The organism is Caballeronia sp. LjRoot29, assembly GCF_964252755.1.
GTDB lineage: Bacteria > Pseudomonadota > Gammaproteobacteria > Burkholderiales > Burkholderiaceae > Caballeronia.
Window position 1 is genome coordinate 23,051 of record NZ_CAXUPU020000047.1, and the last position, 12,732, is coordinate 35,782.

The 12,732-nt window shown below is 58.7% G+C and carries 12 protein-coding genes and 1 pseudogene; 5 read left to right on the forward strand and 8 right to left on the reverse strand.

All coding sequences use genetic code 11. The features are described from left to right. The first annotated feature begins 79 nt into the window (after window positions 1-79). From ACSQ83_RS32455 to ACSQ83_RS32465, 3 genes are all read left to right on the forward strand, one after another. The gene (locus ACSQ83_RS32455; RefSeq protein WP_414949778.1) at window positions 80-370 is read left to right on the forward strand and encodes a hypothetical protein; all 291 of its coding nucleotides are present in this window, start codon (window positions 80-82) and stop codon (window positions 368-370) included. A gap of 33 nt (window positions 371-403) precedes the next feature. Beyond that, window positions 404-619 carry a hypothetical protein gene (locus ACSQ83_RS32460; RefSeq protein WP_414949779.1) on the forward strand — a complete coding sequence of 72 codons (216 nt, stop codon included), beginning with the start codon at window positions 404-406 and terminating at the stop codon, window positions 617-619. A gap of 177 nt (window positions 620-796) precedes the next feature. Continuing rightward, window positions 797-1,342: a glutathione peroxidase gene (locus tag ACSQ83_RS32465; protein ID WP_414949780.1), complete on the forward strand. Its 546-nt coding sequence runs from the start codon at window positions 797-799 to the stop codon at window positions 1,340-1,342. A gap of 129 nt (window positions 1,343-1,471) precedes the next feature. Here ACSQ83_RS32465 and ACSQ83_RS32470 read toward each other — a convergent pair whose 3' ends face one another. Further along, window positions 1,472-2,686, reverse strand: coding sequence for an MFS transporter (locus ACSQ83_RS32470; RefSeq protein ID WP_414949781.1), 1,215 nt, complete (start codon window positions 2,684-2,686; stop codon window positions 1,472-1,474). A 78-nt stretch (window positions 2,687-2,764) separates the two neighbouring features. Beyond that, on the reverse strand, window positions 2,765-3,445 hold the full coding sequence (locus tag ACSQ83_RS32475; protein WP_436230939.1) for a DsbA family oxidoreductase: 681 nt from the start codon (window positions 3,443-3,445) through the stop codon (window positions 2,765-2,767). Between the two features lie 92 nt (window positions 3,446-3,537). Between ACSQ83_RS32475 and ACSQ83_RS32480 the strand changes: the two genes are divergently transcribed. Continuing rightward, window positions 3,538-4,461: a LysR family transcriptional regulator gene (locus ACSQ83_RS32480; RefSeq protein ID WP_414949783.1), complete on the forward strand. Its 924-nt coding sequence runs from the start codon at window positions 3,538-3,540 to the stop codon at window positions 4,459-4,461. A 31-nt stretch (window positions 4,462-4,492) separates the two neighbouring features. Here the strand turns inward: ACSQ83_RS32480 and ACSQ83_RS32485 are convergent, their stop codons facing one another. Continuing rightward, window positions 4,493-6,076: a GGDEF domain-containing protein gene (locus tag ACSQ83_RS32485; protein ID WP_436230940.1), complete on the reverse strand. Its 1,584-nt coding sequence runs from the start codon at window positions 6,074-6,076 to the stop codon at window positions 4,493-4,495. 703 nt (window positions 6,077-6,779) lie between these two features. On the opposite strand from ACSQ83_RS32485, the gene ACSQ83_RS32490 reads away from it, so the two are divergent. Further along, a complete protein-coding gene (locus ACSQ83_RS32490; protein ID WP_436230952.1) occupies window positions 6,780-7,475 on the forward strand; it encodes a mobilization protein in 696 nt (231 codons plus the stop codon). A gap of 160 nt (window positions 7,476-7,635) precedes the next feature. Here the strand turns inward: ACSQ83_RS32490 and ACSQ83_RS32495 are convergent, their stop codons facing one another. The 5 genes and pseudogenes from ACSQ83_RS32495 to phnF all read right to left on the reverse strand — a co-directional run bounded on the left by ACSQ83_RS32495 (window position 7,636) and on the right by phnF (window position 12,429). Further along, a complete protein-coding gene (locus ACSQ83_RS32495; RefSeq protein WP_414949786.1) occupies window positions 7,636-9,873 on the reverse strand; it encodes an NADP-dependent isocitrate dehydrogenase in 2,238 nt (745 codons plus the stop codon). A 376-nt stretch (window positions 9,874-10,249) separates the two neighbouring features. Further along, on the reverse strand, window positions 10,250-10,546 hold the full coding sequence (locus tag ACSQ83_RS32500; RefSeq protein ID WP_414968763.1) for a 4Fe-4S dicluster domain-containing protein: 297 nt from the start codon (window positions 10,544-10,546) through the stop codon (window positions 10,250-10,252). Further along, window positions 10,543-10,857 carry a hypothetical protein gene (locus tag ACSQ83_RS32505; RefSeq protein ID WP_414949790.1) on the reverse strand — a complete coding sequence of 105 codons (315 nt, stop codon included), beginning with the start codon at window positions 10,855-10,857 and terminating at the stop codon, window positions 10,543-10,545. The genes ACSQ83_RS32500 and ACSQ83_RS32505 overlap by 4 nt, the downstream gene beginning before the upstream one ends. A gap of 12 nt (window positions 10,858-10,869) precedes the next feature. Further along, window positions 10,870-11,460, reverse strand: a complete 591-nt coding sequence (locus ACSQ83_RS32510; protein ID WP_414949792.1) for an RNA polymerase sigma factor — start codon at window positions 11,458-11,460, stop codon at window positions 10,870-10,872. Window positions 11,461-11,671: 211 nt separating this feature from the next. Continuing rightward, a pseudogene (gene phnF / locus ACSQ83_RS32515) lies at window positions 11,672-12,429 on the reverse strand (phosphonate metabolism transcriptional regulator PhnF). Between the last annotated feature and the right edge of the window lie 303 nt (window positions 12,430-12,732).

Consider the following 12,732-nt stretch of genomic DNA (forward strand, 5'->3'; position numbering starts at 1 on the left):
TGCGGAAGGTCAACAATAGGAAGCGATCCGAAGACGCTAAGGTTTTCGCATGATCGACACTATAGAAAGCGGGAGCACCATGACCGACGACGTTACGGCTTTGATCGAAGAAATTCAGCGATATGCAAGAAACCGCGCGCAGGATGTGACGCGCGGCGCGGAAACGCCGGCACTGGCCGCGTTGATGACCGAGAAATTCGGTGAAGGTTTGGTAAAGGCGGGGCACTTGCTGGGCGTTGAGAGAGTCGATGCACTGAAGGACGAAATCAGCCGTCTGGTTCGCGTGATCGACGCGCAATACCCCAAGCATCTTCAATACCGTTTTGAAGCGCGTCCGGCGGGACTTGCCATTAATGGCGAGTCCCATTGAGCGTTGCCTGCGCCAATTTTTCTGGAGAATGTGATGGCTTTCAAACAAACCAAGGGCAACATGACGGTTGAGGCTTGCGTCCTGCCGTCTCCCGGCCAGATGTTCAAAGGCGCTATTCGGGTGACTACCATTCGAGACACGAAGAAGATTGAGCGAGTGACGGGTCGCGGTTGTGGTCGCCCGGTGCGCGAGGCCGACGCGGCATTGGCGATGGCTGAATCTGCAGCTAGGCAGATGATCGGCGCTTAAGCGTTCACAGCTTTAACCGGTACAACCAAGCGTTCCGTTTGCTCATGAGGGCAATGCTCTGCAGCCACAAACGGTCCGGAGTAGGATAGACGGCGCTTATGTGAATTAGCAGAAGCGCCTCATTTCTGCCTGACCCCTTTCTCCATCCAGCTCAAACGAGCCAAAACGAGTCCAAACATGAGCCAGACAATCTACGATATTCCCGTGAATTCCATCGACGGCGCAGCGCTTACGCTTGAGCCGTTTAAAGGCAAGGTTTTGTTGATCGTGAACGTAGCCTCCAAGTGCGGGCTTACACCGCAATATGAAGCGCTGGAAAAACTCTATGAAGACAAACGAGCCGAGGGCCTTGAAGTGCTGGGTTTCCCGGCGAACAACTTCAAGGGGCAAGAGCCGGGGAGCAATGCCGAGATCGCGGAATTCTGCAGCTCGACCTACGGCGTGAAATTTCCGATGTTTTCGAAAGTATCCGTAGTTGGTGCAGACCAGCATCCGCTGTACCAGACGCTCACCAGCACACAGCCGGACGCAACTGGCGACGGCCCGTTTCGCGAGCGCCTCAAAGGCTACGGCATTGAACCTAACCCCGCGCCTGACGTGTTGTGGAACTTCGAGAAGTTCGTGATTGGCAGGGACGGGCGCGTGGCAGGCCGTTTCTCGCCGGATGTCACGGCAGATGATCCACGCCTGCTTGAGACTATTCAAACCGCACTGGCGAACTAAGCTAGCGACGCCTTCGCGCGGTGAGACCGCCGGCAAGACCGGTGATCGCATCACGCAAGGGCTTAAATTGGGGCCGTCACGTCACCCAAGCGCTCCCGCCATTGCAAGGAACGCTCAACTCTATTTCGCTTAAGCGGTCGCTGTCGCAACCGACCTGCCGACCATCAGGTAATGAATCAGCGCGATGATCGGGAACACGCTCGCGACCATGGCGGTCAACGGCCATCCACCATGGTCATACAAGCTGCTGGCGAGCGCTGACCCAATTGCGCCGCCAATGAAGATGCTGGTCATATAAAGCGCATTCAGACGATTGCGGCTGGCCGCATGCAACGCATAGATCTCACGCTGGCCGAGCACCATGTTCATCTGCACGGCGAAGTCCAGCACAACGCCGGTCACAACGAGTCCACCCACGCCCCACGCCGGATGAATCAGTCCCGGTGTGAATGCGAGCGCCCCGACGACGAGGGCTATCAACGTCGCGCGAACTGAATGCCCGGCATCGGCGAGCCGCCCTGCCACGGGAGCCGACGTGGCGCCTATCGCGCCGACCAGCGCGAACACGGCAATCGCGTTCTGCGACAAGCCGTAATGACGCGTCAGTTCGATCGGCACCGCGGTCCAGAAGAGGCTGAACGTGGCAAACATCAACCCTTGATACAACGCGCGATGACGCAGTGTCGGCAAGGTCGCAACCAGTTCGCCAAGCGAATGAATCAACTGAAAGTAGGTCGCTTGATGCGACGGCTGGCGGCGCGGGATGGTCAGCGCCAGGACCGCCGTCACGATGGCCATCAACACCGCCGCCGAGCCGAATACCGTGCGCCAGCCAAAATGACCGGCGACCACGCTTGAGATCGGACGTGACAACAATATGCCAAGCAGAAGCCCGCTCATGATGTTGCCGACCACGCGGCCACGCGACTCGTCCGGTGCAAGATGGGCGGCCAAAGGGATCAGGATCTGCACGGCGACCGAACTGAAACCGACCAGCAACGACACCGCCAGGAACGCGCTCGGCTGACGCGTTACAGCGGCCAGCGCGAGACTGAAGATCGAGACAATGGCTGTCGTGATCATCAGCTTGCGATTCTCCAGCAGATCGCCAAGCGGAACCAGGAAGAACAGTCCCAATGCATAGCCGATCTGCGTAAGCGAAACAATCAGGCTCGCCATGCCGCCCGACATGTGAATGTCCGGTGCGATGAGCTCGGTGATCGGTTGCGCATAGTAGAGGTTGGCGACGATCGCGCCGCAGCAGAACGCGAACAGCGCGGTCATGCCCTGGGTTAGCTTGACTGTGCCGCCGTTCTGGCCGGCAGCAGGTGCGTTAGGCGTCATGTGATAGATCCTTAGTAATCGAAACTGTTTAATGTTCGATGTTCATCAAGCGGTTCCCGCGCGGCTTCACTGACGGGTTCATGCGGTGCTCCGTTCGAGTGCCGCCCGCAGCGCGTTGGCGAATACCGCCGGCGGTTGCGCGCCGCTGATCGCATCGCCTGCGATGAACACGGTCGGCACCGAGCGAACGCCTTGCTGCTGAGTCAGCCGCTGCGCTGCGAGCACTTCTGCAAGACCTCGGCCTTGCAAGAGGGTGTCCTCTGTAGCGGCGGCATTGAAGCCAGCTTTCGCGGCGAGTTCAACCAACGTGCCGATCAAGCCAATATCGCGGCCCTCGGAGAAGTACGCGGCGAATATCGACTCATAGAGGGCTTCGGTCTTGCGCGCGTCGCCCACGCTTAACGCGTACTGCATCAGCTGATGAGCGAGACGTGTGTTCGGCGTCCTGCTCACCCGCTCGAAATTGAATTGCGCGCCGGCAGCCAGACCGGTCGCCGCAACCTGCGCATCCATTCCTTGCGAGCGTACCCAACTGCCGAACTTGGCCGTCCGATATCCGCGCCGGTCCATTCCGACCGCGGGCATCGTGGGATTCAATTCGAACGGTGCGTACGTCATTGAAACGGGGACTGGCAGGTTGGCCGCACGAATTCCCGAGGCAAGATTCAGGTGCCCGATCCAGCACCACGGGCAAATAAAGTCGTAGCTGACAGAGAGTTCGATGACCTGCACGGCGCGCTCCCGAGAATGAGTACGCACAGGATATCGATTGCAATTCGTTAGTAGAATACGTTCGCAAAGCAATCTTGCGTTGCGTGCCACGCAACGTTTCGCACAGCGGAGCCATCAAAGTGGACAAACTGGTCGCATTGACGACGTTGCTGGAAGTGGCCGAAGCCGGCGGCTTTTCCAAGGCCGCGCAACGGCTAGGGGTGGCCACTTCGTCAGTCACACGCCTGATGGATGCGCTCGAAGCGTCGCTGGGTACTGCGTTGCTGACGCGTACTACGCGCCGCGTCAGCCTCACCGACGCGGGCACGGCGTACGTCGAGCAAATCAGCAAGGTGCTGGACGATCTTGCTGAAGCCGACGACAGCATCTTCGACAGCGGCGCGGCGCCCGTTGGCGCGCTGCGTATCTCCGTGCCAACTGCTTATAGCCGGTTGTGCCTGGCGCCTCACCTTGCCACCTTCCTGAGCGAGTATCCCCGCGTGGTCCTTGACGTGGTGGTCGCCGATCACTATGTCGACCTGGCGACAGAACGTATTGATGTCGCGATTCGAATCGGCTTGCCCGCACGCGATGAAAGCCTGGTCGTCAGGAAGCTGGCCGACAACAAGCGTTTTGTCGTGGCGAGCCATGAGTATCTGGAACGGCACGGCACGCCCGATGAACCACAAGCGCTAGCGCACCACGAATGCCTGCGCTTCGCGTATGGCGGTCCGCGTCGGGCGACAAGACAGGTGTGGACGTTTCGGCGTGGAGTGACGGAAGAACGCGTCGAAGTGCGCGGCCACCTGATTGCCAATAACCCCGACGTGCTGTTCGAAGCCGTCCTCGCGGGCAGGGGCATTGCGCTGTTGCCCGAGTGGCTGGTGGCGCAGGAAATTGGCGCCGGTCATCTCCTGCGCCTCTTTGAAAATACCGAGGTCAATCCGCATGCGGGCGATTCGGTCATCTATGCGGCTTATCTGCCGAATCGCCGGCATTCGAGCAAGGTACGCACCTTCGTGCAGTTTCTCGCTGCACGCGTGCAAACGCCAACGGTGGAATGACGGCTGCAGGGTGCCGGTGAAGCTAGTGATGCTAGTGGCTGGTCGAGTTTTCGATGTCCGACACAATGCAGTTACGCCCGCCCAGCTTGGCGCTGTAAAGCAGCTTGTCGGCGCGTAGTAGAAGCGCGTCGAGCGTCTCATGCTCTGTTTGCGAAGCCAGCGAGATCCCGAAGCTCAACGTGACTGTAAAGCGGACACCATCCAGCTCCAGCGCGGTGACCGCCAGACGCCGCCGCAATTCGTTAGCGGTGGCAATGGCTTCGCTGGCGTCATCGACCTTTGTCAGCACGGCGAATTCCTCGCCGCCGAGGCGTGCCACGATGTCCGGCTGACGCCAGATCTCGCTGCACAATCTTCCAATTGTTTGCAGCGCCAGGTCACCGGCGGCGTGGCCCAGGGTATCGTTGATCTGCTTGAAGCGGTCTGCGTCGAACATGATGAGGACCTGCTTGGCTTCTGTCTCCGTGTGGCGGCTTAGCGAAACAGTCGCCTTGCGTTCAAACGCGCGGCGGTTAAGCAGACGGGTCAGGAAGTCGGTGTCGGCAACGGTTTCAAGTTCGCGCAGCAGGATATTGCGCTCATGTTCGAGCCGCATTTTTTCGATGCTGTTTTCCTTCAACACAAGGATTGCGTGAAACAGGCTGCGGATCTCAAGCGGTTGTTCACCGTGAGGAATGGGCGTCTCGAGTTTTCCGTCGGCGATCGCCATGACGATGTCCGCTGCTTCAATGAACGGTTGAACGAACCGCCGCCTGAAGTACACGGACGCAATCAGCAAAAGGTAAAGAACAGCCGCCGAGCCAATGACGCTTGCAACCAGCAACATCAGTGATTCATTACGATACCCTTTGACTTCGGCTTCCGCCAGATCCAGCACGTAGTCGCGAAATTGCACGATGGGCCGCATGGTCGGCACATACTCCGCAGCCAGTTCGGCAGCCGTGAGATTGGCGCCTTCGGGACGCGTCGCCATCTCGCGGACACGCGCTATGTAGCTCAGGCCGTTGTCGTAATAGACGCTGGTCAGGCTCTGATAAGTGGTTGCGCTAATCGGCGTATGTTCTACGCGGGCACTAATCAGGCTGCGCAATTCGTCTATACGTCCTTTAGCCCGTTCTTGCGCGAATAATTCGGTTTCACTCAAGGGCCGGTGAGCGGTCAGCGCCGCAGTGAAGGTCGACCCCAGAAGCCCGGCCTGTTCACGAAGTTGAGCGGTCAACCGAGCGGTCAAGACGCAATTCAGCGCGCTCGGATCGCCGCGCACAATGCCTGCCGCGCTGGCATTTGCAAGCGGCCCAAAATTGGGAATGACGGCGATCATCTGGTTGACCGCGCTTAGGACCGCATCATGGTCACGTTTTTCTATGGGCTGAGCGATGAGGCTGTCGACTTGCTTGCGGGCAGCAACTAGCTGTGTTTGTACGATATCAACAGACGCACGTTCAGTCGTGCAGCCGGGGCATACGCCACTTGCAATCAGCGAGCGCAACACGGCCAGGCGCCGGTCGCTTTCAGCACGCGCGTTAATTAAGGGAAGCCGCAGCGCCGGCGCATTCTGTGCGTCTGCACCTAGCGCACCGTTAGCGGGACCACGTTCCGCCGATACGCTTTCCATGGCGAGTAATGCGGCGCGAAAACGGTCTAATGACTGAACCCCATTCTCCGCTAAGGAATAGGTGTGTGATTGATGCAGGAGTAAGGGCGTCGCAAGACTCAGGACCAGCACGCACAGAGCGGCCGTTGTCAGCTTGAGTCGCTTGGCAAGCAAGATCCGGGTTGTGGGCATTTTTGTTAATTCGCAGCAGGTCGCTTGCCAGACACATTCTTTAAACAGGGCGACTATGCAGCCGATGATTCAACATACCGCAGCCCATTGGAATCGTCTACTCGGACAAAACACGATCGTTAGACCGTTTCCTTTCGATAAAACCAGCGAGTTGTCTATCCGGAACCGTGGAGCGGGTGTCGAGGAAGATTTAAGCGCAGATGATTTCTCTTAGTTAACGGCACGTTAGCCGCTTTCTTTATTGGCGAGGCATGCATGCAATCGTTTGCTGTCTTGTCAGCTAAGCCACGGACGCGCCAGTCATGCGGGACGCTCCAAGCGCAGCATCCGTCCGACTTAACGACTTAACGACCGAAGAAAGCGATTTAACAATTCCATGCGATAGCGCCGCATGCATGCTGTCACGCATTTCTTTTCCGTGTAGCCTAAGCCGCTGTTACTTGTGCCGTTTTTAGCCAAGTCGCTGTCACGTCATCGAAACTCGATACGCTTTTTTCCACCCATCCCGCTCCTCGACAAAGGATCCGCAGAAATGAGCTACATCCACTTTATCGGTGGCGAAAAAGGAGGCGTCGGCAAATCGCTCGTCGCCCGCGTATTGGCCCAGTATTTTGTTGATCGGAGCATCCCGTTTACAGGTTTCGACACCGACAAATCGCACGGCGCGCTACTGCGGTTCTATGCGGATTTTGCTGCGCCGGCCGTGCTTGATCGTCACGATAGCCTCGACCCCATCATTGAACAGGCGCTCGAAGATCCTCAGCGGCGCATCCTGGTTGATCTCGCCGCGCAGACGCAGCAGTCTCTCGGCAAATGGCTTGAGGACGCGGATGTCATTGGTCTCGCGCATGAGCATGGTTTGACGCTGACCTGGTGGCACGTCATGGACGCCGGGCGTGATTCGGTCGACCTGCTGCGGCAGTGGCTCGACCAGTTCAGTGGACGCATCAAACTGGTGATCGTGCTCAACGAGGTTCGTGGTGACCGGTTCGAGTTTCTGGAAGCATCGGGGGAACTCGTCCGGGCCAAGGCGTTGGGTGCCAGTGTGATCAGCCTGCGACGCTTGCCCGACACCACAATGCAGAAAATCGATCAGCATGGCGTCAGTTTTTGGGCGGCTGTCAATCACGCGGATCGAGCCGCTTCCGGGCTTGGTTTGCTGGAGCGGCAGCGCGTCAAGGTGTGGTTGAACCGGACCTATGGGGAACTTGGAAGTCTGGCGTTGTGAGCGGGGCGCCAGACATTAGGTAGTTATACAAACTAAATGAGGAAAAAATAAGCGCGAAGAGTTCTGTTGAACTATCCGCGCTGATGCCTGCGAGAAACATCGCACTCTTCCGGCTGAAACCGGAAGAGTGCGATCATTGGCTACACGCCAATCAAACGCCTTAAGCCTGAGCTGCCGCCAGTGCAGCGTTCAGTGTCTTGCTGGGGCGCATTACCGACTCCAGCTTCGCAAAGTCCGGCTTGTAATACCCGCCGATGTCCGCTGCGCCACCCTGGACCGCTGACAACTCCGCCACGATAGTCTTCTCGTCCGCCGTCAATTGGTTTGCCAACGGTGCGAACTGAGCAGCCAGTCCCGCGTCCTCGGTTTGCGCCGCGAGTTCCTGCGCCCAGTACATCGCGAGATAGAACTGGCTGCCGCGGTTGTCGAGTTGTCCAGTCTTCGGCGACGGGTTCTTGTTGTTCTCCAGCAGTTGTCCCGTGGCGGCATCCAGCGTCTTTGCCAGGACCTTGGCCCGCGTGTTGCCGGTCTTGATGCCAAGATCCTCCAGCGACACCGCCAGCGCCAGGAATTCGCCCAGCGAATCCCAGCGCAGATGGTTCTCTTCCACCAACTGCTTCACATGCTTCGGCGCTGAACCACCCGCACCGGTTTCATACATACCGCCGCCGGCCATCAACGGAACGATGGAGAGCATCTTGGCACTGGTGCCGAGTTCCATGATCGGGAACAGGTCGGTCAGGTAGTCACGCAGAATGTTGCCCGTCACCGAGATTGTGTCCAGGCCGCGGATCACGCGTTCCAGCGTATAACGCATCGCGCGCACTTGCGACATGATCTGGATATCCAGGCCGCTCGTGTCGTGATCCTTCAGGTAGGTCTCGACCTTCTTGATCACTTCGGCTTCGTGCGGACGATACGGGTCCAGCCAGAAAATGGCCGGCATACCGGAATTGCGTGCACGCGTGACAGCCAGCTTGACCCAGTCGCGGATCGGCGCGTCCTTGACCTGGCACATGCGCCAGATGTCGCCTTCTTCCACCGTTTGCGTCAGCAGCACTTCACCGGTCGCAATGTCGACAATGCGCGCTTCGCCGCCTTCCGGCACTTCAAACGTCTTGTCATGCGAGCCGTATTCCTCGGCTTGCTGAGCCATCAAGCCGACGTTGGGCACCGTGCCCATGGTGACCGGATCGAAGTTGCCGTTGGTCTTGCAGAAGTTGATGATTTCCTGATAGATCCGCGCAAACGTGCTTTCCGGGATCACGGCCTTCGTGTCTTTCGGACGACCGTCGGCGCCCCACATCTTGCCGCCAATGCGGATCATCGCGGGCATGGACGCGTCCACGATAATGTCATTCGGTGCATGCAGGTTCGAGATGCCCTTGGCTGAATCGACCATCGCGAGTTCAGGACGATGCTCGTGGCACGCGTGCATGTCGCGGATGATTTCTTCGTGCTTGGAAGTCGGCAGGGTTTCCAGCTTGTCGTACAGGTTGACGAGGCCGTTGTTGACGTTCACGCCCAGCTCGTCGAACAGCTTGCCGTGCTTCTCGAAGGCTTCCTTGTAGAAGATCTTCACGGCATGACCGAAGACAATAGGATGCGAGACCTTCATCATGGTGGCCTTCACGTGCAGCGAGAACATCACGCCGGTCTTGCGTGCGTCTTCCATCTGTTCTTCATAGAAGTCGCACAGCGCCTTCTTGCTCATGAACATGCTGTCGATGATCTCGCCGTCCAGCAGCGATACCTTCGGCTTGAGCACAATGGTCTTGCCGCTTTGCGTGACCAGTTCCATCTTCACGTCGCGAGCCTTCGCAACGGTCATGGACTTTTCACCGTGATAGAAGTCGCCGTGCCGCATGTGAGCGACGTGGGTGCGCGAAGCCATGCTCCACTCGCCCATGCTGTGCGGATTCTTGCGCGCGTAGTTCTTGACGGCGGCAGGCGCGCGGCGGTCTGAGTTACCTTCGCGCAGCACCGGATTCACGGCGCTGCCCAAGCACTTGGAATAACGCTGGCGGATTGCTTTTTCAGCGTCGGTCTTCGGCTCTTCGGGGAAATCCGGAACCTTGTAGCCTTTGCCCTGCAGTTCCTTGATCGCGCCGATCAACTGGTGCTGCGACGCGCTGATGTTTGGCAGCTTGATGATGTTGGTTTCAGGCAGCAGTGTCAGGCGGCCGAGTTCGGCCAGGTTGTCCGGCACCCGTTGCTCTTCCGTCAGGAATTCCGGGAACTCGCCGAGGATACGGCCGGCGACTGAAATGTCGCTGGTGGTGACGCGGATTCCGGCCGGCGCGGTGAACGTGCGGATGATGGGCAGGAAGGCGCTGGTGGCCAGCAGCGGGGCCTCATCGGTGAGGGTGTAGATGATCGTAGGTTGCTCGGTACTCATCGCTTATCTCAAGAAAAATGGGTTGGGGGCGCCTCCGGCTGCGTCAACGACCGGGGTTAACCATCGAATTTTGCCTGATTTTGCTTTCAAGGGGGCTGAACCGGTCCTGCGATTCGCATCGGAACCCGTAAATTGAGGGTTTTTAATGCTGTCTCAGGCGGCTGGCGGAGCGTTCCGGGTCTACCTCGGCCGAACCTGCATGTGCGCTTAAGCGCCTAAATTTAAAGGCTAAATTGCTATACGGGTTGTGTGGGCCGCTGCTTGCGGCCGCCTTACATCGTTAATAACAGCCCTCGCGGCAATAGCAAAGAAAAATCGCGACCCGATGTCAGTGCTGCGTCCATGTGACCGGAAAATGCCCGGCGCCGGCGTGCCGTCAACTCATCCGCGCCAGCGTAATGGCCCGCTCCGGACACGCGCTCACGCATAAGCCGCACGCGCGGCACGCATCGGCGTTCGGCGTGTAGGCGACTTGCATGCCGTGCACGCGCAGCTTGAATTTTTGCAATGCCCCCAGGCGCTGATAGTCGGCGTTGTCGATCCGGCGGATCTCGAAGACGTTCTCCGGACACACGACCGCGCAATCGGCCTTGCCCTCGCACCGGCCGAAGTTCACGACGGGCGCGATCACGCCCGGCGCCTGTTTGCATGCGGATGCCGGCGCATTGCTCATACAGCATCCTCTAGCGGCTTGCGTTGGCCGCAGCGCATGACCTTCTTGAACTTGTCGCGCTCCTCGGGTGTCATTTGTTCCCACCGGCGCCACTGCTGGCGTCCACGCCAGCCGCCATGGCCGCGGAATCCGCCGAACAAGATCCGGCTCAGGATCAACAGGCCCAGCGCATGAGTGAAATCAATCGCGCGAGCCCCGACAAACAGCGCCGGCAGAACCCAATTCCATAGGGTCATCACCATCCATCCGAGCACCGCAATGCCCACGATAACCAACAGCACTTTGCCCACGACTCTCAGTCCGAAACGCATTTACCTTCTCCTTTAAATATCCAGTTCGTCATACACGGCTTGCAAGCGGGCGCGCAGATGCAGCACCGCATAACGCTTGCGTGCCAGCAGCGTGTTCAGCGTTACGCCGCTCTCTAACGCCAGCTCCTTGAAACTGCGGCCCTCGATCTCGTGGGCGATGAAAATGTCGCGCTGGTTTTCCGGCAATTCGTCGAGCGCGTTTTGCAGCGCCACCAGAAGAACCGATCGCGCATAGGCGGCTTCCGGCCCGCCATCTTCGGAAGGGAGGGCCAGATCCAGCCGGTATTCATCGTCGATGGCATCGGCGTTGTCATGGGTCCCGGCCATCTCGCTCAGGGGCTGCTCTTTCTTCTTGCGAAAGCGGTCGATGATGCGATTGCGCGCCACGCGAAACAGCCATGCGCTGACTTGTTCAATCGGCTCGGGAAGCCGGTACGCCTGGACGAACTCGTGCAAGACGTCTTGCAGGATGTCTTCGGCGTCGCTTGGGTCACGCACACGACGCCGGATGAAGTTTCCGAGTTTTGTACGCTCACGCAAGACGGTCGCGGTGATGTCGCTATCTCTGTCGATCATCGGGTTCGTGGGCGGCGGCTGTTCCATACAGATGAAGACGTTTCACGATCGGGAATATTGTGGGCGGCAGGAAAAAAGCTGGCGCCGGGCTGGCTGACGCGTTGGCTGACCCGCGTTCCCGTGACGCGAACTAACAGGAGACCACGATTTTGGCCGGGGAGGTGAAACTGCGGTTATGCGGGGAAGGGGCGCAGACGGACGTGCGAGGAATTTTTTCCGATGAGGGAAACGGTCACGCTCAGGTGTCGTTTCCCACCATCAGCTGGACCCGGTCCGTGGCGAAATGCGTCACACCGTATTTGATCGGCATGCCCTGGAGATCAACATCGACGTTCTCCACCCACAGCACCGGTTGCTGACGGTTGATGTTCAGTCTTTGCATGACTTCCGAATCGGGCAATAGCTGCCGATACGGTTCCACTTGCGCAAATAGTCGGTCACGCCGAGTTCGGCCAGCGCACTCGTGATACTGCCCTTGGACCCCAGCACTTGCGGCAGATTCGCGAAACGCGTCGCAGGGTACCAGTTGCGCGCAAAAGTCAGTGGCACGCCGTCCGATTCGTGCAGGGTCTCGATCTGGTAGACGGACGCGCCCGCGCGCAAGGCAAGCGCCTCTGAAATGTTGGGCGCGGCGCGCACCTTGAGCGCGCGGAGCATGGTGGCGGCCGCTGTATGACGCTGCTGACGCAGATTTTCCGAGAAGCGCGTGCGCTGCCCGATCGTGTAATCGATAGCGCCAAACTGCGCAAACGTGCCTCGTCCCTGCCTGACGCTGACAAGGCCGCGTGCCGCAAGTCCGGTCATCGCGCGGCGCACGGTATGGCGATTAACGTCAAACCTTTTGGCGAGTTCGGCTTCGGTCGGCATGCGCCCGTCCTTGCCAAACCTGCCTGTTCCAATCTCCGCCGCAAGGATCTGTTCGATCTGACTCCACATTGCAGCGCCCGCGCGGCGTGCGAGCGCGGTGTCCGGCGTGGCGTTATCCATCGCTGTCATTGTGTCGTCATTCCGCTCGGTTCAAATGAATTGCCGTCGCGAATTGTAGGGGGCGACCCGTGATGGAAATATGAGGGTTTCCTTGCGTGATAGTAAGGGTAGGGTTAAACACACCAATATACGTATAGATGTCCGCATGAATTCTACGTATCGGCTGATCTAAGTCGCACCCACGGTAACGCATTCATCTAGACGTCTCGATAAGTACATCGATGTGTCACACGAGGTTTATAGAGTGACGTGGCTCGACAGAAGTCCACACGAAGTCCACGCGCACTGATGACCTGCACGGAGCGGGATCGA

Bases quoted from the DNA above. Each gene is read 5' to 3' on its own strand.
- ACSQ83_RS32485 (WP_436230940.1), bottom strand. From the start codon at position 6,076: ATGGAAAGCGTATCGGCGGAACGTGGTCCCGCTAACGGTGCGCTAGGT.
- ACSQ83_RS32495 (WP_414949786.1), bottom strand. From the start codon at position 9,873: ATGAGTACCGAGCAACCTACGATCATCTACACCCTCACCGATGAGGCC.
- ACSQ83_RS32500 (WP_414968763.1), bottom strand. From the start codon at position 10,546: ATGAGCAATGCGCCGGCATCCGCATGCAAACAGGCGCCGGGCGTGATC.
- ACSQ83_RS32505 (WP_414949790.1), bottom strand. From the start codon at position 10,857: ATGCGTTTCGGACTGAGAGTCGTGGGCAAAGTGCTGTTGGTTATCGTG.
- ACSQ83_RS32470 (WP_414949781.1), bottom strand. From the start codon at position 2,686: ATGACGCCTAACGCACCTGCTGCCGGCCAGAACGGCGGCACAGTCAAG.
- ACSQ83_RS32465 (WP_414949780.1), top strand. From the start codon at position 797: ATGAGCCAGACAATCTACGATATTCCCGTGAATTCCATCGACGGCGCA.
- ACSQ83_RS32510 (WP_414949792.1), bottom strand. From the start codon at position 11,460: ATGGAACAGCCGCCGCCCACGAACCCGATGATCGACAGAGATAGCGAC.
- ACSQ83_RS32460 (WP_414949779.1), top strand. From the start codon at position 404: ATGGCTTTCAAACAAACCAAGGGCAACATGACGGTTGAGGCTTGCGTC.
- ACSQ83_RS32490 (WP_436230952.1), top strand. From the start codon at position 6,780: ATGAGCTACATCCACTTTATCGGTGGCGAAAAAGGAGGCGTCGGCAAA.
- ACSQ83_RS32455 (WP_414949778.1), top strand. From the start codon at position 80: ATGACCGACGACGTTACGGCTTTGATCGAAGAAATTCAGCGATATGCA.